At 58.6% G+C, this 24,963-nt stretch carries 23 protein-coding genes; 13 read left to right on the top strand and 10 right to left on the bottom strand.

What is annotated here, in order from left to right; genetic code table 11:
* The first annotated feature begins 47 nt into the window (after nucleotides 1-47).
* The 7 genes from pabC to ACB042_RS04275 all read left to right on the top strand — a co-directional run bounded on the left by pabC (nucleotide 48) and on the right by ACB042_RS04275 (nucleotide 5,979).
* Nucleotides 48-854, top strand: a complete 807-nt coding sequence (pabC, locus tag ACB042_RS04305; RefSeq protein ID WP_371177877.1) for an aminodeoxychorismate lyase — start codon at nucleotides 48-50, stop codon at nucleotides 852-854.
* A complete protein-coding gene (gene mltG, locus ACB042_RS04300; RefSeq protein WP_005333156.1) occupies nucleotides 844-1,845 on the top strand; it encodes an endolytic transglycosylase MltG in 1,002 nt (333 codons plus the stop codon). The genes pabC and mltG overlap by 11 nt, the downstream gene beginning before the upstream one ends.
* Complete coding sequence (gene tmk, locus ACB042_RS04295; RefSeq protein ID WP_144713191.1) at nucleotides 1,845-2,486, top strand: dTMP kinase; 642 nt, start codon at nucleotides 1,845-1,847, stop codon at nucleotides 2,484-2,486. The genes mltG and tmk overlap by 1 nt, the downstream gene beginning before the upstream one ends.
* Nucleotides 2,471-3,418 (top strand): DNA polymerase III subunit delta', encoded by a 948-nt coding sequence (holB, locus tag ACB042_RS04290; RefSeq protein ID WP_371177876.1) that lies wholly within the window; start codon nucleotides 2,471-2,473, stop codon nucleotides 3,416-3,418. Before tmk ends, holB begins: the two co-directional genes overlap by 16 nt.
* 25 nt (nucleotides 3,419-3,443) lie before the next feature.
* A complete protein-coding gene (locus ACB042_RS04285; protein WP_371177875.1) occupies nucleotides 3,444-4,223 on the top strand; it encodes a TatD family hydrolase in 780 nt (259 codons plus the stop codon).
* 282 nt (nucleotides 4,224-4,505) lie between these two features.
* On the top strand, nucleotides 4,506-5,534 hold the full coding sequence (locus ACB042_RS04280) for a site-specific integrase (RefSeq protein ID WP_371177874.1): 1,029 nt from the start codon (nucleotides 4,506-4,508) through the stop codon (nucleotides 5,532-5,534).
* A gap of 160 nt (nucleotides 5,535-5,694) precedes the next feature.
* Nucleotides 5,695-5,979 carry a RepB family protein gene (locus ACB042_RS04275; protein ID WP_041235150.1) on the top strand — a complete coding sequence of 95 codons (285 nt, stop codon included), beginning with the start codon at nucleotides 5,695-5,697 and terminating at the stop codon, nucleotides 5,977-5,979.
* Nucleotides 5,980-6,205: 226 nt separating this feature from the next.
* Here ACB042_RS04275 and rsmF read toward each other — a convergent pair whose 3' ends face one another.
* The 4 genes from rsmF to ACB042_RS04255 form a co-directional block, all read right to left on the bottom strand.
* Complete coding sequence (rsmF, locus tag ACB042_RS04270) at nucleotides 6,206-7,636, bottom strand: 16S rRNA (cytosine(1407)-C(5))-methyltransferase RsmF (protein WP_371177873.1); 1,431 nt, start codon at nucleotides 7,634-7,636, stop codon at nucleotides 6,206-6,208.
* Nucleotides 7,637-7,780: 144 nt separating this feature from the next.
* Nucleotides 7,781-10,333, bottom strand: coding sequence for an MlaD family protein (locus ACB042_RS04265; RefSeq protein WP_371177872.1), 2,553 nt, complete (start codon nucleotides 10,331-10,333; stop codon nucleotides 7,781-7,783).
* A 55-nt stretch (nucleotides 10,334-10,388) separates the two neighbouring features.
* Complete coding sequence (locus ACB042_RS04260) at nucleotides 10,389-10,991, bottom strand: paraquat-inducible protein A (protein ID WP_279487189.1); 603 nt, start codon at nucleotides 10,989-10,991, stop codon at nucleotides 10,389-10,391.
* Nucleotides 10,975-11,601: a paraquat-inducible protein A gene (locus ACB042_RS04255; RefSeq protein WP_005345516.1), complete on the bottom strand. Its 627-nt coding sequence runs from the start codon at nucleotides 11,599-11,601 to the stop codon at nucleotides 10,975-10,977. The genes ACB042_RS04260 and ACB042_RS04255 overlap by 17 nt, the downstream gene beginning before the upstream one ends.
* Before the next feature lie 147 nt (nucleotides 11,602-11,748).
* Between ACB042_RS04255 and prpB the strand changes: the two genes are divergently transcribed.
* The 3 genes from prpB to ACB042_RS04240 are packed head-to-tail and all read left to right on the top strand — an operon-like array spanning nucleotide 11,749 to nucleotide 15,230.
* On the top strand, nucleotides 11,749-12,636 hold the full coding sequence (prpB, locus tag ACB042_RS04250; protein WP_279487273.1) for a methylisocitrate lyase: 888 nt from the start codon (nucleotides 11,749-11,751) through the stop codon (nucleotides 12,634-12,636).
* A 10-nt stretch (nucleotides 12,637-12,646) separates the two neighbouring features.
* A complete protein-coding gene (gene prpC / locus ACB042_RS04245) occupies nucleotides 12,647-13,774 on the top strand; it encodes a 2-methylcitrate synthase (RefSeq protein ID WP_279487190.1) in 1,128 nt (375 codons plus the stop codon).
* A 10-nt stretch (nucleotides 13,775-13,784) separates the two neighbouring features.
* Complete coding sequence (locus ACB042_RS04240; RefSeq protein WP_371177871.1) at nucleotides 13,785-15,230, top strand: bifunctional 2-methylcitrate dehydratase/aconitate hydratase; 1,446 nt, start codon at nucleotides 13,785-13,787, stop codon at nucleotides 15,228-15,230.
* Between the two features lie 99 nt (nucleotides 15,231-15,329).
* Here ACB042_RS04240 and ACB042_RS04235 read toward each other — a convergent pair whose 3' ends face one another.
* Nucleotides 15,330-16,058, bottom strand: a complete 729-nt coding sequence (locus ACB042_RS04235) for a hypothetical protein (protein ID WP_371177870.1) — start codon at nucleotides 16,056-16,058, stop codon at nucleotides 15,330-15,332.
* Nucleotides 16,059-16,317: 259 nt separating this feature from the next.
* Here ACB042_RS04235 and ACB042_RS04230 point away from each other — a divergent pair, with 259 nt between their 5' ends.
* Nucleotides 16,318-16,650: a polyhydroxyalkanoic acid system family protein gene (locus ACB042_RS04230; RefSeq protein ID WP_120414265.1), complete on the top strand. Its 333-nt coding sequence runs from the start codon at nucleotides 16,318-16,320 to the stop codon at nucleotides 16,648-16,650.
* Nucleotides 16,651-16,905: 255 nt separating this feature from the next.
* A complete protein-coding gene (locus ACB042_RS04225; protein WP_247822803.1) occupies nucleotides 16,906-18,336 on the top strand; it encodes a wax ester/triacylglycerol synthase family O-acyltransferase in 1,431 nt (476 codons plus the stop codon).
* A gap of 85 nt (nucleotides 18,337-18,421) precedes the next feature.
* On the opposite strand, the gene ACB042_RS04220 is transcribed toward ACB042_RS04225, so the two are convergent.
* From ACB042_RS04220 to ACB042_RS04205, 4 genes are all read right to left on the bottom strand, one after another.
* Nucleotides 18,422-19,210: a hypothetical protein gene (locus ACB042_RS04220; RefSeq protein WP_042083075.1), complete on the bottom strand. Its 789-nt coding sequence runs from the start codon at nucleotides 19,208-19,210 to the stop codon at nucleotides 18,422-18,424.
* A 25-nt stretch (nucleotides 19,211-19,235) separates the two neighbouring features.
* Nucleotides 19,236-19,877, bottom strand: coding sequence for a TetR/AcrR family transcriptional regulator (locus ACB042_RS04215; protein ID WP_042083077.1), 642 nt, complete (start codon nucleotides 19,875-19,877; stop codon nucleotides 19,236-19,238).
* Between the two features lies 1 nt (nucleotide 19,878).
* Nucleotides 19,879-21,066 (bottom strand): patatin-like phospholipase family protein, encoded by a 1,188-nt coding sequence (locus ACB042_RS04210; RefSeq protein ID WP_120414267.1) that lies wholly within the window; start codon nucleotides 21,064-21,066, stop codon nucleotides 19,879-19,881.
* Nucleotides 21,067-21,160: 94 nt separating this feature from the next.
* A complete protein-coding gene (locus ACB042_RS04205) occupies nucleotides 21,161-21,733 on the bottom strand; it encodes a phasin family protein (RefSeq protein ID WP_005333118.1) in 573 nt (190 codons plus the stop codon).
* Nucleotides 21,734-21,981: 248 nt separating this feature from the next.
* Here ACB042_RS04205 and ACB042_RS04200 point away from each other — a divergent pair, with 248 nt between their 5' ends.
* Nucleotides 21,982-23,955, top strand: a complete 1,974-nt coding sequence (locus ACB042_RS04200) for an SDR family oxidoreductase (RefSeq protein WP_371177869.1) — start codon at nucleotides 21,982-21,984, stop codon at nucleotides 23,953-23,955.
* 90 nt (nucleotides 23,956-24,045) lie between these two features.
* Here the strand turns inward: ACB042_RS04200 and ACB042_RS04195 are convergent, their stop codons facing one another.
* Complete coding sequence (locus tag ACB042_RS04195; protein WP_371177868.1) at nucleotides 24,046-24,921, bottom strand: esterase/lipase family protein; 876 nt, start codon at nucleotides 24,919-24,921, stop codon at nucleotides 24,046-24,048.
* Between the last annotated feature and the right edge of the window lie 42 nt (nucleotides 24,922-24,963).

The following is a 24,963-nucleotide window of genomic DNA, read 5'->3' as shown; positions in this document are numbered from 1 at the left end:
AGGCCCGATACTGCCGGTATCGGGCCTTTTTTATCGGAGGGATCCCTTTGCTTATCAATGGCATGAAGCTTGATACCATCTCGGCCCATGATCGGGGGCTGGCTTATGGTGACGGTCATTTCACCACCATGGCGGTGAGAGAAGGACAGGTATTGCTGTGGCCAGCGCATCTGGCTCGACTGCAACAGACCAATAGCCGGCTGGGATTAGTTGAACCGGACTGGGATCTCTTGACCCGGGAGGTTGAAGAGATGGTGGCCGAGCAGCCACAATGCGTGGCCAAGGTGATCCTGACCCGCGGCGAGGGGGGGCGGGGCTATGATGGCAGCGGATGTCAGCACACAACCCGGATTGTCACTCTGGCGCCATTTCCCACTCACTATGGCCAGTGGCAACAGGAGGGGATCGAGATGGTGGTGTGCCGCCAGCGGATCGGTGATGCCCCTATGCTGGCCGGGCTTAAAACCTTGAATCGTCTGGAGCAGGTATTGCTGAAAAGCGAACTTGTCAGCCGAAATGCAGTCGAAGGGATAGTGCTTAACAGTCGCGGTTTTCTGATTGAAGGGGTCAGTGCCAATCTGTTTTGGCGTCGGGGCAAGACGGTGTTTACGCCCGATCTCGCCCGCGGTGGTGTCGATGGCATCATGCGCCGCCAGGTGATGGCGATGTTGAAACAGATGAGTATTGAGTTGCGTGTGGTAGAGGCTCCGCTGGAGTCACTATGGCAGGCGGAAGAGGTGTGGCTCACCAATACCCTGATGGGGGTCGTGCCGGTCAATGGCATCGAGGATATCCATTATCCCCCAGCGGTATTGAGTCGCCGTTTACAGGAGCGTTTGGTCATTGAAGTTTAATCGGCTTTACACCCTGCTCGCGGGGGCGGCACTGACGGTAGCCGCTGCCGGGGGCTATGTACATTACAAATGGCAACAGGTAGAGACGCTCACCAACAAGGGGCCGACACGGCTCTTTACGGTGGAGAAGGGCGCCCATGCGGCGCGCCTGATCGCCGAACTGGGGGAGGGGGAAACCAGCCCCTGGGCGGTGCGGCTCTGGCTGCGCAGCCATCCCGAACTGGTGGCCATCAAATCGGGCACCTATGAAATCAAGGAAGGGGCCCCTCTCAAGGAGACCCTCTCTCTGTTCGCATCGGGCAAGGAGTTTCACTTCAGCCTCACCTTCGTCGAAGGTTCCCGTTTCGAGGATTGGCAGAAGCAACTCTCCAGCGCCCCATACCTTGAGCGATTGACTGTTGAGCAATCCGAAGCCGACTTGGCGCAGGAGCTCGGCATCGAGAATGGCAAGCTGGAGGGTTGGTTCCTGCCGGAAACCTACGCCTATACCACCCATGCCAGCGATCTCTCGATCCTGCGTCGCGCCCATCAGGATATGGAGACTTTCCTGCAGCAGAGCTGGGAGAAACGTCAGGCCAACCTGCCTTACAAGACCCCCTATGAGGCGTTGATCATGGCCTCCATCATCGAGAAAGAGACCGGCCAGCCGGACGAGCGGGCGCAGATCGCCTCCGTATTCGTCAACCGTCTGCGTCTGGGCATGAAGTTGCAGACTGATCCCACCGTCATTTACGGGGTGAAGGATCGCTACGACGGCAACATTCGCCGCAGTGATCTGACCGACAAGAATCCCTACAACACTTATGTGATCGACGGTCTGCCGCCCACGCCCATCGCCATGCCGGGCAAGGCCTCCATCGAAGCTGCGCTTAACCCCAAGTCGACCGACTATCTCTACTTTGTCGCCAAGGGGGGCGGTGCCCACTATTTCTCCAAGACCCTCGATGAACACAATCGGGCGGTTCGCGAATACATATTGAAGAAACCCTAATGTCTAAATTTATTGTGATCGAAGGATTGGAAGGGGCAGGGAAGAGCTCGGCCGTGCGTTATGTGACCGACTATCTGCAGCGCCACGGCATCAACCGGATCGAGTGCACCCGCGAGCCGGGTGGTACGCCACTGGCCGAGCGGATGCGAGCCATCGTCAAAGAGGTGCACGACGAGCGCCTCACCATCGAGGCGGAATTGCTGCTGATGTATGCCTCCCGGGTACAACTGGTGGAGACCCGCATCAAACCCGCACTGGCCGATGGTGTCTGGGTGGTGGGAGATCGCCACGATCTCTCCTCCCAGGCCTATCAGGGTGGTGGCCGTGGTATCGATGCCCAGCTTATCGGAGCCATCAAGCAGGCGGTGCTTGGCAACTTCAAGCCGGATCTCACCCTCTATCTCGATATCGATCCCGCCCTTGGCTTGCAGCGCGCCCGCCATCGCGGCGAGCTGGATCGCATCGAACTGGAGCAACTGAGCTTCTTCGAGCGTACCCGAACTCGTTATCTCGAACTGGCCGCCAAGGATGATTCCATTGTGGTGATCGATGCGGCGCAAACGCCGGAACAGGTCAAAGCTGCCATCGAGTGTGCATTGGATCACTATCTGTCGAACGAGCCGCTATGTATCCCTGGCTGATCCCCGACTGGCATGCCCTGAGCCAGACGGCCCAGTCCGGTCGTCTCGGCCACGCCTGGTTGTTGCTCGGCGATCCCGGTCTTGGCAAGGAGCAACTGGCCGAGCGGCTGGCGCGTTTACACCTTTGCCAGCAACCAGATGGCGGAGAGCCGTGCGGCCACTGCCACTCTTGCCAGCTGTTTGACAAGGGCAACCACCCGGATCTCGGCACCATCACCCGCGACAGCAAGACCATCGGGGTCGAGGCCATTCGCGAGATCTGCACCCGGCTGCAGGGCTCTGCCCAGCTCGGCCGTGGCAAGGTGGTGATCATTCCTGATGCGGAGCGGATGACCGAATCGGCGGCAAATGCCCTGCTGAAAACCCTGGAAGAGCCGGCCGGCGACAGCTTGCTGTTGCTGATCGCTTCCCAGGTTTCCCGGTTGCTTCCCACTATTCTTAGTCGCTGTCACAAACATGTCTGTCAGTTGCCTGCAGAAGGGGAGACAGTACGCTGGTTGGCCGAGCAGGGTCATCAGGCCACTCTGGCTCAGGTGCGGATCTGTCAGGGGGCCCCGCTGCGGGTACTCGACTATATCGAGCAGCAACAGGACGGGACTCGCCGCGAACTGCTGGAGCAGTTTGTCGCCCTGAGTCAAAGTCCGGTCAAGGCAACGGCTTTGTGTAGCCAGCTTGGTCAGGAGACGCAGGTCAGGTTGCACTGGTTGCAGCTCTTCTTGTGCGATGCCCTGAAAACCCAGGCAGGATGTGGTCACCATCAGCTGGCGATGCCGGACTTGGCAATCTTGAGCCAGCGGTTGGCGGAGCAGCACTCCAGCGAAAAACTGCTGGAGGCAGAACAAGATCTGGTAGCCCTGAAAGCGGCATGCCAGCCGGGCCAGCTCTCCAATCCCACCATCCATCTGATGAACTGGCTCAGTCGCTGGTTATAAGTACCGACAAGCAGAAAGGTTTTATATGTTACTCGTTGATTCCCACTGTCATCTCGATCGCCTCAGCTATGGCAACAAGCAGATCAGCATGGCTGATGTACTGGCCAAGGCCGCGAAACTGGACGTGGGATATTTTCTCTGTGTCAGTGTGACTCAGGCACAGTTCCCGACCATGCTCGAGGCGATCGCCCCCTATCCCCAGGTATTTGCCTCTTGCGGGGTACACCCGCTCAATCAGGAACCCGGTGTCGATGCCGAGTTGCTGCTCAAGCAAGCTGCCGATCCACGTGTGGTGGCCATCGGTGAGACCGGGCTCGACTACTTCTACTCCCCCGAGAACAAAGAGGTGCAGCAAGCTTCTTTCCGCGAACATATCCGGGTTGCCCGCGCGCTGAACAAACCGTTGATCATTCACACTCGTGATGCTCAACAAGATACTTTGCAGATCATGCGTGAAGAGGGAGCGGATCAGGTTGGCGGTGTGCTGCACTGTTTCACCGAGTCTATCGAGATGGCGCAAGCTGCGATGGCGATGGGGTTCTATATATCCATCTCCGGGATCGCCACCTTCAAAAATGCGTCTGCACTGCAAGAGGTGGTCAAGGCTCTGCCCCTGGACAGATTGCTGGTCGAAACTGACTCGCCCTATCTTGCCCCCGTGCCGCATCGGGGGAGGGAGAACGAACCCGCCTTTGTGCGAGACGTTGCGCAGTTTATTGCCGATCTGCGTCATATTCCGCTTAATGAATTGGCAGAAGCCACCAGCCGAAATTTCTTTGAACTATTCAAACTGGCGAAAAAATAACACATAAGCCCCGTTGCTCGGGGCTTTTATATTTCAAATACCAAGCTGATTACCCACCTGAAAATCAACCTAGCACAACGTTATCTCTCACCTACCTAGTCAATTCAACTCGTTCATCCATACAAAACTGGGTGAATGATATTCCGATGTTTCGTTTTTTCACCGTGGTCGAAGGGTATTAAACATCAGGCTATAAGTATCGATAATATTCATTATCAATACTTGATGTATGGGGAGGATCCTGTAAGATCCTATCAAACTTCATATGAATCATAGAGTTCCGTGGCATATCCATCCTTGTCCAATCCATCTCATCAGTCACTGCAGACTGTTTTTGATGCACAGCTAAATAGTCGGGCACGCCGCTTTTTGCGCAGTGCAAAAGCGGATTCCACACTAAATGCCTATCAGGCGGATACCCGTATTTTTGTCTTCTGGTGTCAATTGCACGGGCTGGATCCACTGCAAACCACCCATCACGACATCATGAATTTTCTCGCTGATCAGGCTGACGGCGTATTGGCCGACTGGATATGGCTGGATAAAGAGGAGGGGAAGGGAGAGCTGCGTAATGGCGAGCCTCGAAAACCGGCAACCCTGGTGAGACGGCTTGCCGGGATCCGTTATGCCTTCAAGCAGAAAGGCATTCATCCCATGCCCACCGAACATCCCGAAATCAAGGAGATGATGCGCGGCATTGTCAGGTTGGGGGATAACCGTAAACACAAAACCGGCGCCCTGACGCTGCAACCATTGACCCAGGTGCTGGATGGCATCGACACCGGTGATCTGGCTGGTTTGCGTGATCACACCCTGCTGCTCTTGATGTTCAGTGGCGCCTTGCGCCGCTCGGAAGCAGCCCGAATTGAAGTGAGCGATCTCGATTTTGTGGGGCAGGGGATCCGCCTTCGCCTCAAACCGAGCAAGCATCAGCTGCATGAAACCGAGATAGCCTTGATTCCGGGCAAACACTATTGCCCCGTGTCGGCACTGCAAAAATGGCTACACAAAAGCCGGATCAGCGAGGGGCCGCTGTTTCGACGCATGAATCGTTGGGGGCAACTGATGGCCGAACCACTCGGCCCCCAGGGCATCAATCTGATGATCAAGCGCCGAACAGGTCAAACCATCGACGATCTCTACGTCAGTGGCCATAGCCTGCGTCGCGGGTTCATTACCTCGGCGGTGACTGCCGGCAAGCCGATGAACAAGATCATAGAAGTGACGCGCCACAAGGATATGCGGACCCTGCAGGAGTACTTCGATGACGCCCATAAGTTCTCCGATCATGCGCTCGATGGTTTGCTTTGATATGACTGCGTTACTGCATATTTTATGTTAAATGATATCTTGTTGATCTAATGATATATTTGTCGCGCAGCCAGTAGCCCAAAGGGGAAGGGCATCTTCCAATGGATAATGGCATGTGATGAGAGATAACAAACTCGGAAACGTAATATCGCAAGGACATATGAGCCAAGAAATGACAGTGCGTGAAGAGCAAGAGGCGGGGCCCCAAAACAATGCCGAGCGGCAGCGCCAACATGTAAAACGCAAGCAGGAGACCCATACCCGGCTGCAATGCTGGATCAGCAATCGCCACGCCGAACGATTGGCCGCACTGGGTCTTCATCTCGAAGACAGTCAGGCATCACTCATCGAGCAGGCGATCGATCTGCTCTACCAACATGAGCTGGGTAGAGAACCTCCGTTTGAAAACAGAGTCGCCACACAGGTCGAAGAGACTGTTGAATAGACACAAAAGTGAAGTAACAGCGATACGTGAAGAGATAAAAAAAGCCAGGTACGAATTCCTTGTACCTGGCATAGGGGAATTGGCTCCTTGCAGAGCCGTGCGCTAACTGGTGTTCGGATTGCCTTAAGCTTAGACAAGGCTCAAGGCTTTTCAAGATCCGAAGAAAAGTTCAACCAGAGTGTGGGTATTTCAGACTCGTTCAAGTGCTGATGAACCGAGCGGCCCACTACGCATTGAACAGATTGTTGTCACGCACCAGCTCGCGGGGGAGGGCATTCTTAACCCGACTCCCCACCCATTTCCCCATGCCCAGGGTATGCCCCTGATAGCGGACGATCACCTCGCCAGTGCCAGCATCCTGTTCTGGCCAGACATCCCGCCCCATCATGAATTCCCGCGCATTGGCGCTATCCAGCTCAACCACGCCCTTGCTCGCTTTATCGCCATAGGCCAGTGCCCACTCATGAGTGAGGCGATAACCTTTCTTGAAGGTTTCGGCCAACTTGATGCCGATGCGGTCGAAACGCAGCTTGCCCTGCACCTGATCAAACCGCTGGGGGAAGAGCCAGATCTCGTCATTGCGGCCAAACAGCTGACCCTGCGGTGCTACCCCAAAGTTGGCTTCAATTTCGCGCAATATGAGTTCCGCCTCTTTGGCAGGAAGCGCCGCAAAAGGGAATTTACCCAGCTTGCCCGGCTTGAACATGGTGTTGGGCACCGAGTGATGCTTGCGTAATCTGGCGACGAAAAAGCCCTCACTGTCGAAGATCTGGGGCCAAACGTGCAGGTATCCTTCGGATGTACAGGCCTGCTCTGCATGGGGGAACAGGTCTGCCAACGAGTCAAAACTCAAGGCATCGCCAAACTTGTCCAGCAGGGATTGGCAGACCGCTTGGTTCTCCTGCTCACTCAAGGTACAGGTGGAGTAGACCAGCACACCACCCGGTTTCAAGGCATGGAAGGCACTCTCCAGCAGCCCCTGCTGCACCGCCGCGATCTCGTCGATGCTCTCGATACTCCAGTTGCGCAGCGCATCTTCATCCTTGCGCACCGTACCTTCACCGGAGCAGGGGGCATCGAGCAGGATGGCATCGAATGTCTCCGGCAACCACTGGCCAAATACCTTGGCATCAAAATGGGTCATCCCCACATTGGTCACGCCGCAGCGCTGGATATTGGCGCTAAGCACTTTCAACCGGCTGCTGGAAAACTCGTTGGCAACCAGCATTCCCTGATTGTTCATCAGAGCCGCGATCTGGGTGGTCTTGGAGCCGGGGGCCGCCGCCGCATCCAGCAACATGCCATCCGCTTTGATCTTGTCGCTGGCAAAGAGTGCCGTCACCGGCAGCATGGAGCTCGCTTCCTGAATGTAGAAGAGCCCGCTCAAGTGCTCGGCGGTGTTGCCAAGTGGGACAGTTTCATCGCTGCGGGTCAGCCAGAAGCCGGTATCACACCAGGGCACAGGGTCGAGCTGCCAACCCAGTGGCTCCATCAGGGCGACGAAATCCGAGACGGCGATCTTCAAGGTATTGACCCGAATGCTGCGGCGCAGCGGACGTCGACAACTGGCCACAAAGTCATCCATCGAGAGATGGGCCGGCATGATGGCCGCAATGTGGCGTAAAAAGTAATCGGGAAGGAAGGTGTTGTCGTGCACTGTGCCGTCTCGTTGACCGAAAAAGAGGGGCGATATCCTACCACAAGGCTAAGAATATTCTGAATCTGAACCCTATCAACAGACACCGGAATATAAAAAAGCCCGGCACTGTGCCGGGCTTGGATGAGATACAAAGGGAAGAGATCAGGGCTGGATACGCGGACTCCACTCCAGCCACTCTTTCTCGGCCTTGCCGTAGAGCGGATAGCTGTGTCCCGCCTTGACGGTTGGACCCATCTCTCTCTCCGGCGTATTGAAAGCAATGCCGCCAGCCAGCAGGCTCTGCACCGTCTCGACCTCGATAGTGCCACCGGTCAGGCCAATGTCCGCCTTGACCCCGGAGACATTCCAGAAGCGGGAGTTGGCACGCACCAGATGGGCATACTCCTGATCCACGTTAACGTCGATCACCACCTCGCTACCATCCCGAGCCAGCGCCACCCTGGTGACACTGCCCACCACCATCTTGCGAAACAGCAGCGGACTGCCGACGCTCAGGCCATTGACGGAGGGGCTCTTGAGGGTCAGGGCCAGACCCACCGGGCCGACCTGACTCAAGGGGAAGCGATCTTTGCCAGCGCCTTTACCGGGTTGTGCTTCTACAAACGCCCCCTTGATCAGGGTATCGAGGTGAGCGACACCGCCCAGCCCCAGCTTGGCCTGCACCAGAGTAAAGCGGGCGCCGGACTGCAGGAAACGCTCGGCATAGTGGCCATCGAGTTCAGCCTTGAAGATCACCTGACCCAGTGACGGCTCCAGCTCGATCTCTTCAATTTTGCCGATATCGACACCGCGATAGCGGATCGGGCTGCCAATCCCGAGCCCCGGATTGCTCTCTGCCACCAGTGACAGCTGGCGCACCTTGGCCTTGGCTTGCTCCCTGGAATCGAACAGTTGATGACTGCTGCGGCCATTGGCCAACCGATCGAACTCGATGGCACCGCGCAGCAAGGTACCGAGGTTGCCCACCTTGACCTGCACCCCATCGACCCGCACCTTGGTGTCGATGGCCGGTTTTTTCCAGAACTGGGGTTGCTGGGCGAGGAGGGGAGCATAGACCCCATCAATCTCGAGTTCGATCTCGACCCCCTCTTTGGCGGCGCGCAGCTGTTTGACCTTGCCCGCTTCCAACCCCAGATAGAGCACAGGTGAGCCAATGCCAATGCCATCGGCCTGATCTGCCTTGAGCAACCAGCGCTGGGGCTTGGCATCACGGGTGCCGAGCAGTGCCAGCTCCTGACTCGGGTAGAGACGGTTAATCCGCTCGCCACTGCTGGCTTGTACCAGCTTGATCCCGCCCCCCAACCAGGCACTGGCCGGACTGGTTTCTACTTTGATGCCGCTCAGATCGGCATCGATCTGCAGCGGGGCGGCGCGATAGAAGCGGGCACGATTGAGCAGGTGACCATAGTTCGGCGCCATCACCAGCTCGACGCTGGCATTACCGCGTGCATCCAGGGTGAGCTGGCTGATACGGCCCACCTGCAATCCCTTGTACCAGACAGGGGCATCCTGATTGAGCCCCGCCAGATCGTCAGCCTGCAGCGTCACCTTGGTGCCGCTCTGGGGGGCGCGATCGGTCAGTGTCATCTTCTGTACCGGTTTGCCCGCCACATAGTCGAGGCGAATGGCCGGGCCGGAGAGCAGGCGAGCTGCATGCTGCACGCCGGTCGCGGAGAGGGAGACGCTCTCCCATACCAGTTGACTCTTGTCGGTAATGCGATAAGCCTGCTCCGGGTTGATCAGCGCGGTGACCACCCGGCCTTTATCGGTAAGGCGAATGGGGTCGATACGACCGATCTCGATCCCCTCATAGAGGATGGGCATCCCCTCCTTGACCGGGAGATCGCCAGCCGCAATGTCGATACGCTCGCCACGCGCCGCTTCCGCCAGCCCTTTATAGAGGACGAAAGTCTGTCCCTTCTCAGGCTCCGGTGAATCTTTGGGTGAGTCAAAGGCAATGCCGCCGCTCAGGATGGAGGTGAGGCTGCCAGCTTCCACGCTCACCCCGGCCAGACTGAAGGAGCCCTTGATGCCGCTGATATTCCAGAAGCGGGTATCGGCTTTGACCAGATGTTCGAAACGTGGCTCGATCACCAGATCCAGAATGACGTTCTGGTTGTCCTGACCCAGACGGGTATTGATGACGCTGCCCACCTCGATACCGCGGAAATAGAGCTTGGCGCCAATCCCAACCGAACCCAGCGAATCGGCGGTCAGGTGCAGCATGCGCCCCTGAGCCTGATAGCCGGGAGGAGGGCCCTCCAGTGCATCGAAGGTCTCCTCCAGCGGATTGCTTTCACGCCCCGGTTGCAGGTTGATGTAGTTGCCGGAGACCAGGGTATCGAGGCCGGAGATCTCGGTGAGCGACGCCTTGGGGCTCACCAGCCAGAAGTCGGATCCCTTGCGAATAAGCGGTCTGGCACGGCTGTCAATCTTGGCCATCACCGCAATCTTGCGGCCATCTTCAGCCAGCTCCAGCTCTTGCACCACGCCGATGGCCACCCCCTGATAACGAACCTGGGTTTTACCCGGCAAGATGCCGTTGCCCTGGGCGAAGTTGATCTGGATAAGCTGGCCACGGCTCAATACCTGCTGATAGAGAAAACCACCTGCCAGCAGCAGGGCTATCAGGGGTAACAGCCAGACCGGCGATAACCAGCGACGCTTTTCGATGACGGGTTCAGCCCCGATCATAGTGACTCCTTATTGGCTGGATTAAACAGCACATCAGACAAAAACAGAGAAATCATCAACGGGCCGCCTTGTCCCACAGTAAACGGGTATCGAGCATGCGGGCCGACATCATGGTCAGCACCACCACACCGGCAAAGGCGGTGGCCCCCGGGCCTGCGCGGACACTCAGCAGCACACCCCGATCGACCAGCGCCACCATCAGCGAAATCACGAACAAGTCCAGCATCGACCAGCGACCGATAAAATCGATCACCCGATACATCACCAGTTGGCGCTTGCGCCGTACCGGCTTGGCTCGCTGCAACTGCCAGCAGATCCAGCCCAACCCCATTATCTTTCCCACCGGCACCAGTATGCTGGCGGTGAGGACTATGGTGGCAATCCCGCTCATTTTGCTGCGATAGAGCATCATGATACCGCTGAAGATGGTATCCGACTGCAATAGTCCCTTGTTGTAGAAGTGGGTGATGGGCAGCAGGTTGGCGGGGAGCAGCATAAAGGTGGCGAGTGCCAGCAAGCCCCACGACCAGGCGAGGGAGCGGGGAATGCGCACCTGTAATTTGCTGCTGCAACGGGGGCAGACTGCCCCGGCTTGATAACGCACCAGCAGACCGCAGGTATGGCAGCGGCAGAGCCCCATCTCACGGGCGCTGGTCATGTTCCGGCTCCTTTAACGGGATCCGCGCCCAGTAGGGGGCGGGGTCAAACAGGATCAGCAGGGTCATGTTTAGCAGCATCAGAATACCGAGGCTGAGCAAGCCGCCACCGAGGCGCACATCGGCGATGTCGATCAGTTTGAACAGGGCAACCAGCAAGCTGACGATATAGACCTCCAGCATGGCCCAGTGGCGAAACACCTCGACCAGCTTCAAGGTGACGGGAAGAATGTGCCAACGTTTGGCCAGACCCGAAGCCAGCACAAAGATCCCCGCCAATAACCCCACCGGTGCCAGTACGGCGCACCAGAGCACCAGGCTGGCTACCCACCATTCACCTTCGCCAAACAGTACCAGGATACCGCGCAGCAGGTCGGCGTCGGTGTTGACCCCAGCCAGCCGCAGATAGATCAACGGCTCAAAAAACGCGGAGGGCAGCAGCAGAAATCCGGTGATGGTCAGGGCCATCAACTGGGAGGGACGAAAGGCATAACGGCCATAGAGATGTTGATGACATCGCGGGCAGTGGGCATGGCGACGCAGCGGCAGCGCTTTGCGCTGGATCAGCAAGTCGCACGCCGGACAGACAATCACGGAACCGGGCTCCATCATACAATTCAACCTGTTGAAGGAATTGGTGAAATTTACCCTAAAACCGGTTTCCTGTCTTGCCTGCGGCCGGAATGTTACGAAAGTATAATTGACGTTAACGTAAACGTGATATTAGATAGCCAGACTAGACAGGTGAAAGGAGTCATGATGTCCAGTTTGCCCCCCTCGGCAGGCCTGCGCTTTCGCACCGCCCTTGCCAATGAACATCCCCTGCAGATCGTCGGCACCATCAATGCCTATATGGCGCTGATGGCCGAACGCAGCGGTTTTCAAGCTCTTTATCTCTCCGGCGCCGGAGTGGCCAATGCCTCCTATGGCTTGCCGGATCTCGGCATGACCTCACTCAACGACGTGCTGATCGATGCTGAGCGGATCACTGCTGCTACCCGTGTGCCGCTACTGGTCGATATCGATACCGGCTGGGGCGGGGCATTCAATATCGCCCGCACCATCCGCGCGTTCGAGCGGGCCGGGGTTGCCGCCGTCCATATGGAAGATCAGATTGCCCAAAAGCGCTGCGGCCACCGTCCCAACAAGGCGGTGGTGTCGCTTGAGGAGATGTGCGATCGCATCAAGGCAGCAGTGGATGCCCGCGAGAATAGCGAGTTCGTCATCATGGCCCGCACCGATGCGTTGGCGGTGGAGGGGATGGAGTCGGCTCTTGAACGCACTGCCGCCTATGTGGCCGCCGGTGCCGACATGATCTTCGCCGAGGCGGTGACCGAGCTTGCCCAGTACGACCAGTTCAAGCAGGCGGCCAAAGTGCCGATCCTCGCCAACATGACCGAGTTCGGCAAAACCGCGCTGTTTGACAAAGAGCAACTGGCCGCCCACGGGGTCGATATGGTGCTCTACCCGTTAAGCGCCAACCGCGCAGCCAATCAGGCTGCCCTCAACGTCTATCACCATATTCGCCAGGATGGTCATCAAAGGGCCGTCGTGGAGACCATGCAGACCCGGGAGTCGCTCTACGACTTCCTCGGATATCACCACTACGAGCAGACACTGGATCGTCTGTTTACAGCCAAGGAATAGGAGGCAGGTTATGGGACAGCAAAAACCGTTGGGCGGGGCCGGTCTGCGCGGCCAAAGCGCAGGGGAGACCAGTATCTGTACCGTGGGCAAGAGTGGCACCGGTCTTACCTATCGCGGTTACGACATCAAGGAGCTGGCCGACAGCGCCCAGTTCGAGGAGGTCGCCTATCTGCTGCTCAAGGGGGAATTGCCCGGTGAGCAGCAGCTTGACGCCTACAAGCGCGAACTGCGTCGCCTGCGCACCTTGCCCCTGCCGCTGCTGGAAGTGCTGGAGCGGATTCCCGCCGATGCCCATCCCATGGATGTGCTGCGCACCGGCTGCTCCATGCTTGGCGATCTGGAGCCGGAAGATGGTTTCGAACATGAGCATGAAGTGGCGGATCGGCTGCTGGCCGCCTTCCCGGGCATTCTGATCTACTGGTACAAGTTCAGCCATGAAGGGGTACGCATCGCCCTCGATACCGACGAGGAGTGTATCGGTGGCCATTTCCTCGCGCTGCTGCACCAGAAGGCGCCGAGCGAGCTGGAGCGCCGGGTGATGCATGTCTCCCTTATCCTCTACGCCGAGCATGAGTTCAACGCCTCCACCTTTGCGGCGCGGGTCTGCGCCTCGACGCTCTCTGATATGTTCTCCTGTATCACTGCCGCCATCGGTACCCTGCGCGGCCCGCTCCACGGCGGAGCCAACGAGGCAGCCATGGCGATGATCGAACACTGGCAGGATGAAACGCAGGCGAGGCGCGAACTGCTGGCCAAGTTGGCGGCCAAGGATAAGGTCATGGGCTTTGGCCACGCCATCTACCGCACTTCTGATCCGCGCAACGTCATCATCAAGGAGTGGTCGGCCAAGCTTGCCGAGGCGGTGGGTGATGATCGCCTCTATCGCGTCTCCTGCGAGGCGGAGAAGGTGATGTGGGAAGAAAAAGAGCTCTTTCCCAACGCCGACTTCTTCCATGCCAGCGCTTATCACTACATGGGGATCCCGACCAAGCTGTTCACGCCTATCTTCGTCTGCTCGCGGGTCACCGGCTGGTGCGCCCACGTGATGGAGCAGCGCGAGCACAACCGGATCATCCGCCCGAGCGCCGATTATGTCGGCCCGGCCCCCCGTCACTTTGTCTCTCTACAACAACGATAAGGAAATCACGATGTCCGCCAACGTCGACGTCAACCACAGACCCGAGCCCGATCAGGTGCTGGTCGATATTGCCGATTATGTCTGCAACCACCCCATTACCAGCGAGGCGGCTCTCGACACCGCCCGCTACTGCCTGATGGACACCCTTGGCTGTGGCCTGCTGGCCCTGCGCTTCCCCGAGTGCACCAAGCACCTTGGCCCCATCGTAGCTGGCACCCTAGTCCCCCATGGTGCCCGGGTGCCCGGTACCCAGCTCTGCCTCGATCCGGTCAAGGCGGCCTGGGATATCGGCGCCATCATCCGCTGGCTCGATTACAACGACACCTGGCTGGCCGCCGAGTGGGGTCACCCCTCCGACAATCTGGGGGGCATTCTGGCCACCGCCGACTGGCTCTCCCGTACTCGCGTGGCCGAGGGCAAGGCGCCGCTCACCATGGCCGATGTGCTGGTGGCCATGGTCAAAGCCCACGAAATTCAGGGGGTGCTGGCGCTGGAGAACTCCTTCAACCGGGTCGGTCTCGATCACGTGGTGCTGGTCAAGGTCGCCAGCACCGCCGTGGTGACTCACATGCTGGGTGGCACCCGTGATCAGGTGATTGATGCGGTCTCCCAGGCCTGGGTCGATGGTCAGAGCCTGCGTACCTACCGCCATGCCCCCAATGCGGGTTCCCGCAAGAGCTGGGCGGCGGGGGATGCCACCTCTCGCGCAGTGCGCCTCGCCCTTATCACCATGAGCGGCGAGATGGGCTATCCCGGCGTGCTGAGCGCCCCCAAGTGGGGCTTCTACGATGTGCTGTTCAAGGGCAATCAGTTCGCCCTGCATCAGGGGTACGGCAGCTATGTGATGGAAAACGTGCTGTTCAAGATCTCCTATCCCGCCGAGTTCCATGCCCAGACCGCGGTAGAGTGCGCCATGAAGCTGCATGGGCAGGTGAAGGGGCGGCTCGACGAGATAGACCGTATCGAGCTCACCACCCATGAGTCGGCCATTCGCATCATCAGCAAGGTCGGCGCCCTCAACAACCCGGCCGATCGGGATCACTGCCTGCAATACATGGTGGCGGTGCCGCTCATCTTCGGGCGCCTTATCGCCGAGGATTACGAGGACGATGTCGCCGCCGATCCCCGCATCGACACGCTACGCGGCAAGATGGTGGTGCAGGAGGACAAGCGTTACAGCCGCGAATATCTGGAGGCGGACAAGCGATCCATTGCCAACGCCATCCAGATCTTCTTCAAGGACGGCACTCACACCGCCAAGATGGAGGTAGAGTATCCGGTCGGCCATCGCCGTCGCCGGGAGGAGGGGATCCCGCTGCTGGTGGAGAAATTCCAGCACAATCTGGCCACCCGTTTCCCGGCCAAACGGGTCAACGACATTCTGGCCCTTTGTCAGGATGGGCCGCGCCTTGCCGCCACCCCGGTACACGCCTTTATGGATCTGTTGGTGATCTGACCGGTCTTGTATTGGCCAACATATCGGCAAACAGTGATAAACGAAAAGCGGGCTCATCGGCCCGCTTTGTTATTCTGGCGGCTTATCCCTCGATAAGCCTTACCCCAGCGCACTGCTGTCGCAGTTAAAGAGCGCCGTCATGATGGCCGTCTCGCGACTGGCGATGGTCTCGAGAAACTCGTTGGCACGCCCCATCTGATGACACACCTGATAACCACGCTCGACAAAGGAGAAGAGCTCGCCAAGCCCCGCCAGATGGGCGGGCCCTGAAACCAGCTTGAGGGTTGCCCCCACCAGCGGCTTTCTCGCCAGCCTGTCCAGCGTCATGCCAAGCTCGCTCACCAACGCAATCTGATGTTCCCGGCGCACCTGCTCGCCAACGGCACGATAGGCGATGGTGTAATGATCCGGTGTGATGGGATCAATGCCATCAATGCGCCGCAGCGCCACCACCATCAGGTAGTCCAGCTCTTCGGAGAGGGCATCGAGCTCGATCGCTTGGGCCAGCACCTTGAGGCCGGACTCCGGCAACAGCCGCTCGGCGGTCGGCATCACCCGCATCACGTCCGCATCGCGGCGGGCACAATCCCCCGGGCCATAGAGATCGGTCAGGAAAAACTCGGCGGCAGGGCCGTAGCGGTCACTCTCCAGCAGGTCACGATGGGTCCGCCCCAACCGGTCGGCCTGCCACTGGCGTAGCCGATCCCGATCCTGCTGATCTTCCGGGTGGGCACGCATCTGCTCGCGCAAGGCTGCAACCCGCTTGAGCTGGCGGTAGAGCCGACCCAGGGTGCTATCGTCGTCGTGGGCATGTTCTTGATGCGTCATCTACAGCTCTCTGGCCTTGGGCCCATTGATGGGGATTCGGTGATACGAAGATACAAGTGAATGAAAAACAAGCAGCTTTTGCTGACCGTTCCGTGACAAGTGTAGCGCGCACGGGGGAGGGAATAAATGCCATGCCCCGCTGATGGCCTGCATCCCTCTCGACTCTGTTAAGTGAGTCCCATTTATGTGAACCATCCTTTCATTTGTTGTGAACATGTGTTTAATATCAATAACTAACTTATGACCCAGAGTAACGACCATGTTCTTCAACTCGCTCGCTGGCAGCAGCGCACTCTCTACCATCCAGATCAGCCGTCAGCATCCGCTGGGACTGGCCGCCGCCCGGCTCGCGGCCGAAGCCATCGCTGCGGACATGAGCGAGAGCTATCAACTCGATTGCGAATGGGCAGATGAAGAAGAGACCGAGCTACACTTTCGCGGCTCAGGGGTACATGGCACTCTCACCCTGGACGATGAGAACCTGGAACTGGAAGTGCATCTTGGTTTGATGCTGTTGCCGGTACGCAGCGTACTGGAGCAAGAGATCCTCGATTATGTCGACAATCGCTTACCTTGCCCCAAACGTGTTTGAAACTTTTCGTTGCACTGGCTTTAAATAAACCAGCTGTAAACGATGGTTGTTTGAAATAAGTTGGCAAGCCATAAGGTTTGTCAGATTTATTCTCCGGTGAGGTCTTGATTCTATTTTATAAGTAATCTTTCATCTTTATTTCATATTTCGAGTCGGCACTCATTAATGTCATTCTGATTGCATCAAGCCTTCATCCGGATATGAGGGCAGAAGCAATTTGCCGCCTCGATAAATTCATTTTGTAGGGAAACAACCATGCCACTGAGTGAATTTATCTCCTGCGTCGATACCGCCTGGTTACGCATGGACAGACCCAACAACCTGATGCAGATCATCGGTGTCCTGATGTTTGAAGGAGAGCTTGATGAAACGCGTCTGCGGGCCGGATTGCGCCATACCATTTCGGTGCAACCCCGTTTCCACCAGCGGGCCGTGCTGGAGGGGGGCTCCTACTACTGGCGTCATGATCCCGATTTCGATCTCGATCAGCACCTCAAGCGAGTGATCCTGCCGGGTGAAGCGGGCAAGCTGGAGCTGGAGAAGCTGGTGGCCGATCTCGCCTCGACGCCGCTCAACCACCAGCGCCCCCTGTGGGATATGCACCTCACCGACACTTCGCTGGGTGGGCAAGCGCTGGTGGTGCGCATTCACCACGCCATGGGCGATGGCTTCTCGCTGGTGCGAGCCATGCTGACCATGATGGATAACACACCGGAAGGGGCGCCGCGACCACCGTCACCGGAGCCACTGGATGACAGCGATGACGAGGATGAGGAGGATTGCCACCAGGGCAGCCGTCTGGTGCGGGCCGGTCTCAAACTGACCGGTAGCCTCTGGTCCAAATATGTCGAAGTGGTCACCCATCCCACCAAGGCGGTGGATTACCTCAAGACTGGGCGCGATCTGGCGAGCGAGCTGTGCAATATCGCCACCCTCGGTGATGACTCCCCCTGCCGCCTGCGGGGTAAGACCACCAGCACCAAGCGGGTGGCCTGGTCGGAGCAAATTGATCTGCCGGATATCAAGGCAGTGGGCAAGGTACTGGGCTGCTCGGTCAACGATCTGCTGATCGCCGCCACCGCAGGGGCGTTTCGCCACTACCTGCAGGAGAAGGGGGATGATGCCAACAAGGTCAAGATCCGCGCCCTGGTGCCAGTCAATATGCGTGCACCGGACGATGAGGGGGCACTTGGCAACCGCTTCGGGCTGGTGGCCCTGGACTTGCCACTGGATGTTGAACACCCGTTGCAGCGGCTCTATACCGTACGTGACCGAATGCAGGCGCTGCGCACCTCGCTACAACCCGTGGTGGTGCTCAACCTGTTACATGCCCTTGGCATGGCCCCCAATGCGGTGCAGCAGCAGGCCGTCGAGCTGCTCACGGCCAAGGCCAGCGCGGTAATCACCAATGTGCCCGGCCCGCAGCAGACCCTTTATCTGGCTGGAGCAAAATTGCGTCAGCCGCTGTTCTGGGTGCCGCAATCGGGGGATATCGGCGTCGGCGTCTCCATCCTCTCTTACGATCACAAGGTGCAGCTGGGCCTTATCACCGACAAGAAGCTGGTACCTGACCCGGATCAGGTTGTCGACCGCTTCGCCGTGGAGTTTGAACAACTGTTACTGCTGGTGTTGCTGGAGCCTGAGCTGCTGTTCGACCCGAACGGCCTTGATGCGCTGCTGGGTTGATCCGATACGTAAAAATCCCAATAAAAAGAGGCCAACCCGCGGGTTGGCCTCTTGTTTTGCTACCTCTTAGTGGCAGGAGTGGCGGTTAATCCTCCAGCTCTTCCCGCGCCGCCTCCACATCGAGACGCTCCATGGCATCCATGGGTTCGCACTCGGCCGCTTCGGCATAGAGGGCTTCGGCGGCTTTCAGGCGGCTCTTGCCGTGCAGCATCACCTGTGCGTTGGCGTACTCCATGCGGGCGATAGCCGAGTCGGGGATCAGCGCCAGCGCTTCCTTGAAGTGACGCTCGGACTCCTCCTTCTTGGCGCCATAGGTGAGGCCGCCGATCATGGCCCCCAGCTTGTCGACGATCTCCGCATGCCAGGCGCCAAAGGCGATATGGGCCTCGGCGTGATCGGGCGCCAGCTCCAGAGTCTTCTCAAGGCTTGCCTTGATCTTTTCGCCAATACCTTGCGAGAGAGCCTTGGAGATGGAGATGACCTGACTGTATCGACCGAGTGCCAGCGCGTGGAAGTACCAGGCGTTGGCGTTCCTGGGCTGACGCTTTTGCAGCTTCTCGGCATGGCTGGCCGCCCGCTCGAAGGCGGCGCGCTTGGCATACTTGTCTTCCAGCAGATAGCTGGCGTGGATCACCAGCGCCTTGTTTGCCACATTGAGGCCTGCCTCACCGGCCGCTTCGCCAAGGGCGACGGCCTGGGCAAAATCCCCGGCATGATAGGCCCGCCAGGCATCCTGTACCTGCTCATCCTCGGGCCAGGGTTCGGCATCCCCCTGATGGAGACGATCCCAGTTGTCCGCCAGCTTCTGGCCAGCATACTCATAGGCCGCATCCGCGTAGGGGAAGGGGACAAATTCGAGTTGTGAAGTGGTCATGCTTGTTCTCCCTTTAGCATGTGAATCAAACCTTGTCGGTGTAGTGGTGGGCGAGGGCGCCCAGATGAGCGCGGGCATCGGCCCGCAAATAGGGTGCGACCAGCTGCATCACCTGAAAGACGCCGAGGGCGATATCGGCGTCCGCTTTGGGGTGCAGTGCCCGCTGATAAGAGATCCAGAATGTGCCCACCAACGCCACATTGGCCGCCAGCGTGCGCATCTGTTGCGCCGTGCCCTCCATCAGCCCGACCGTTTGCAGATGGTTGCAAATGGCGATGGCGGTCAGCTCCTTGCGGCGCAGCAGGGCGGAAAAGCGCTGCTCCACCTGATGATAACCACTCATCAGGGTCGCGATATCGTAGTAGAGGAAACGGTACTGCCAGATGGCTTCAAACATCAGGTGGAGAAAGAGCCAGATATCTTCTGGCTCATCGGACGGGGTGCTGACCGCCTCCAGCAGGCGATCCATCTGCTGTTCAAATTCGCAGAACAGGGCGTTGACGATCTCCTCCTTGTTGTGGAAGTGGTAGTAGAGATTGCCCTGGCTGATCTCCATCTCGGCCGCAATGGCCGAGGTGGTGACGCTGGGTTCCCCTTGTCGATTGAAGCAGGCGAGGGCAGTGGTCAGGATCCGCTCCCGGGTACGACGTTTGGGTTTGCGATCCATGCTACTCCTTTGGTGATGAACGGCGCACGCCGTGGCGATAGCGTTTGGCAAGCCAGTGCTGCAACTGCTCCAGCGACTTGTCGAGGGCTGCAACCGAGCCAATGCCGGGGGCCAGCAGGGTGCGATCTTCATCGGCCAGCGCGGCCAGATTGAGCTCGAGGCCATGCTTGGCCAGCACCGGCGCAAGCTCGTCACGACGCTGCCAGAGATCGCGGCGGGTATGCTGGTAAGCGTGCTCGCAGAGACGGCGGCGATCCCGGTAACTGAACACATTGGTGAAGAACATCTCGCCATCGGCAGAAGAGGGCTCAAACAGCAGGGCATCGGCGTCAGGATATTGGTGTTTGTAGCGATCCATCCCCACATGCATGCGGGAGTGGATGATGGCGCGAAAAGTCTGGGCCAGCACCACCGGCAGACCGCTGTCCACCAGATTGGTCGGGGTGCCGGCGGCCATGTCCGCATCATAGGGCACCAGCGGATTGATGCAGAACACCAGATCCGCCCCCTCTTCCAGCGCTACCGAAGCGTGCAGGGTCTTGATCAGCGCCCCGTCCACATAGTAACGCCCGTTAATCAATGAAGGGGGGAAGAGACCGGGCAGGGCGGCCGACGCCTGTACCGCCGCCGAGATGGGCACGTCATCGAGCCCCGGGCTGCCGAAGGCGACCGGATGACCGGTGTCGAGTTCGGTAGCGACCACAAACAGTCGGCTGCGCAACTGGCGGAAATCGTTGCTGCGGCCGGGACGAGAGAAAAACTGGGTCAGGGTACGATCCACCCCGCGATTGTCGAACAGTCCGGTCGGAATGGCCTTGGAGAGTCCCTGCAGCGATTCAAACAGGCTGCGCTTCCAGGGCGCCGCCAGATAGTAGGTCAGGCTCTGCCACGCCAGTGGCGGGATCGAGGTCAGGCGGTCGGCATATTCACGAAAGGCGGGTCGCAGCAAGGTAGCCGGGTCAAACATCTCCCCCGAATCATCGCTGAGCAGGATCCGCACCAGCTTAGCCGGCGAGATGCCGTTGGCCAGCGCCGATGCCACCACGGCCCCCGAACTGACGCCGACATAGATATCGGCATGGTCAAGGCGCAGGCCGTTGATGCTGTCAGAGAGGGCAGCGCAGGCACCGATCTCGTAGATGCCGCCGAGCGGCCCGCCGCCAGCAAGGGCAATTGCGATGGTACTCATAGCGTCGCCTCTCTATCCATGACATTCACCATGACAAGACCGGCCCAGCGCAGGGCATGGGCCGGTATCAATCAACTTCCGTCACCGCGAGGGATCAGGGCAGGACGCTCTCTGCTTTAGCTTTCACCTCTTTCACCGCATCTTCAGCGGCGGAGAGGAGATCGGCGGCCTGCTCAACCACGGCCTCTTTAGCCTTGGCTACCGGCGCCTTCTTTACCGGAGGCTTGCGGGCAGCGGGCTTTTTGGCGGCAGCCGGTTTGGCTTCTGCGGCCGGGGCTTCCTCTTCCTGTGCATCCAGCAGTTGCTGGACCACGTCGGTCAGCTCGGCCATGCGCTTGGAGAGCTTGTCGATATCCTTGCGGGTCGGAATGCCGAGGCTGGCCACAGCGCGGGCCACGCGATCTTCAAACACCTGCTCCAGACGGCCCCAGGTATTGGCGGTCTTGTCGGTCACCGCGGCAATCTTCTCATCTGCGCTCTGACGGGTTTTGGCCTGCAATGCTTCCCCTTCCTGCACCAGGGCTTCAAAGATCTTGCCACCCTCTTCCTGCGCCTTGGCATAGGCACCCAGACCCGCCAACCAGATCTGCTGGGTGGACTCCTTGATGGTGGAGGTGAGTTGGTTGTCGGTCACTGACCCTGCCAGCGCTTTCAATTTCTTAGCCATGATCTTCTCCTTGAATAACGACAGTTAAATGTAATGGCGACAACGAAACTGCAATCGGGTTGTGGCATTACTGATTTTTCAACTTCAGTCTAGGGAGAAAAAATAGAGGGTTCTACCTAATAACGGAACAGGCACACCACCGAAATTAGGGTTTGCTCACGAACCGACAATCAAATTGCGGATTCCCATATGAATCGTGATATATCTAACAACCTAGTAACACCCTAATCAGTAGCAGGATTCTCTTTATGAACTATTTCATTACTGGCGGTAGTGGTTTTATCGGGCGTAGATTGATCAAAAAGTTATTCCAACAGCATCCCGACTGTATCGTCTATTTTCTGATGCGCGCCTCTCATCAGGATAAATTGCCGGAGTTATTTGCATTCTGGAATGTGGATGAATCGCGCGCAGTCCCGGTTTTTGGCGACATGACGCAACCGCTGCTGGGGGTATCGGTCGAGATACAGGAGCAGTTGATCGGCAAGATCGACCACTTCTTCCATCTGGCGGCCATCTATGATCTGAACGCCAAGGCCGGGATCCAGCAGCAGGTCAACACCGAAGGGACCCGTCAAGCCGTTCAACTTGCCGAGCGGCTGGGGACGAGGCAGTTCCATCACTGCAGCTCCATCGCTGCAGCGGGCCTGTTCGACGGTCTGTTTCGCGAGGACATGTTCGATGAGGCCGAACACCTCGACATGCCTTACTTCCAGACCAAGCACGAAGCGGAAGGGATTGTGCGCAATGAGTGCACCATTCCGTGGCGAGTCTACCGCCCGGGGATCGTTGTCGGTGATTCCAATACCGGCGAGATGGACAAGATCGACGGCCCTTATTACTTCTTCAAGACCATTCAGAAGCTGCGTCGTCTGCTGCCGCCCTGGATGCCCGCCATCGGGGTTGAGGGCGGGCGCATCAATATCGTGCCGGTCAACTTTGTGGTCGATGCCATGGTGCATATCGCCCATCAAGAGGGAGAGGAGAACAAGACCTTCCACCTGACCGACCCCAACCCGATGCGGGTTGGCGACATGCTGAGCACCTTCTCCCGCGCCGCCCATGCGCCGGAGCCTGCGATCCGCATCAACGCCTCTCTCTTTAACTTCATTCCCCGCCACCTGACCGCCATGCTGATGACCATGGCACCAGTGCGCCGCATTCGCGATGCCGCCATCGCCGATCTGGGTCTGCCCAAGGATGTGTTCCGCCTTATCAGTTATCCCACCCGTTTCGACAGTCGCGAAACCCAGCGAGTACTGAAAGGGACCGGTATCGAAGTGCCACCACTGCACAGCTACGCCTGGCGGCTGTGGGATTACTGGGAACGCCATCTCGACCCGGAGCTCTTCATCGATCGCACCCTGCGTGGTCGGGTAGAGGGCAAGGTGGTGCTGGTGACCGGGGCAACCTCTGGTATCGGCCGTGCAACCGCGCGCAAGCTGGCGGGTGCGGGGGCCAACGTCGTTACCATCGCTCGCGACGAGCAGAAGATTGCCGAGACTAAAGCTGAGTTTGCCGAGCTGGGGCTGACCATCGAGATCTATCAGGGGGATCTCTCCAATCTGGCGCAGGCCGAGGAGATCACCGCTCGCATCGTGGCCGATCACGGCGGCGTCGATATTCTGGTCAACAATGCCGGCCGCTCCATCCGCCGCTCCATCGAAGACTCCTTCGATCGCTTCCACGATCTGGAGCGCACCATGCAGCTCAACTACTTTGGCGCACTCAAGGTGATCATGGGGGTGCTGCCCACCATGATTGAGAAGAAAAAAGGCCACATCATCAACATCTCCTCCATCGGGGTGTTGACCAATGCGCCGCGCTTCTCCGCCTATGTTGCCTCCAAATCGGCCCTCGATGCCTGGGTGCGTACCGCCGCCTCCGAGTTTGCCGACAAGGGGGTCAGCTTCTCCATCATCAATATGCCGCTGGTGAAAACGCCAATGGTCGCACCGACCAAGGTCTATGAGCAGGTGCCGATGATGACGCCGGAAGAGGCGGCCGATCTGGTGTGCGATACCATCATCAACAAGCATGTGCGACTGGCGACTCGCCTCGGGGTATTTGGCCAAGTGGTGCATGCCCTGGCTCCGCGCGTCGCCCAGGTGATCATGAACACCAGCTTCCGCACCTTTGCCGATCCCAAGGATGGCGATAAGTCCAAGGCGACCGCCGATCAGGTTGCCGTCTCGACCCTGATCAAGGGGATACACTTCTAACCGGATGATGGGATAAAGAGCTCAACAGGGGCCTGAGCAATCAGGCCCCTGTTTTATTTGGAATAACAGTTGAAGGACGAATAAGGAGGGTCAGACTCGGGACAGCAGATCAAGCAGCAGATCTGTCGTGCGACGGGAGTAGAGCAGAGAGAGATGGCCAATGGCAGGCAACTCAATATCTTCCATTCCCGCCAATCGTTGCCGCTCCTGCGGCATCACCACATTGTCGTGACTGGTGCGCACCGAGATGCCGGGCACGCAAAGCGGCACAGAGGCAAAACGCTGCAACCAGCCGGAACCGGGCTCCATCTCGCGGGCATTGGCCCCAAGCCCTAGGGCGGCAAGCTGGCTCCCCTGATGAGGCGTAGCAAGAGTGATCAGGCGCACGACCTTGTCACCACCATGGATAGCCAGATAGTCGCGGCAGACCAGCCCGCCCATACTGTGACCGACCAGCACCAGCTTGTCAGCCCCGGTCTGCGCCAGCACATCGTCAATCCGGGTGGCCAGCAGCGGCACCATCTCATCGATATGACCAAATGGAGGCATCAGGGTAATGGTGGCAACCACATGGCTTGCGGCTTCCAATCGGGCGCGCTGAGTGCGCCAGATCCCGCGACTGCAACCGTAACCATGCACCAGCAATACGGGGCGCTGGCATGGACGCAGCCGATCGGGTGCCATCAGCAAAGGCTCGAACGGTAACAACAAGGTGAAGGTGTAGAGGTAGGCCAACATCTCCTGCGCCATCATCTTCACCCTGCGCCAGGGGCCGATAGCCGGGGAGGGGTAGAAGCGGGTAAAGAGCCAGCTGCCGAGCACCACCAGACAGCGCAACCCAAGCAGGGCAAACACGACAAACAGCAGGGTCAGCAACCAAGAGAGTCCCACGACCACGTGGGCGATACTCCCGAGGAGCAGCACCTCTACCATCAGCAGGATAAACAGGTGTCGTACGATCGTCATAAGGCCATGATCCGACCAGTCAGGCGTGGAAGTCAAATGGCA

The organism is Aeromonas sp. S13(2024), from assembly GCF_041402405.1.
In the GTDB taxonomy this organism is placed as follows: Bacteria; Pseudomonadota; Gammaproteobacteria; order Enterobacterales; family Aeromonadaceae; genus Aeromonas; species Aeromonas veronii.
This window is presented reverse-complemented; position numbering and strand designations above follow the sequence as displayed.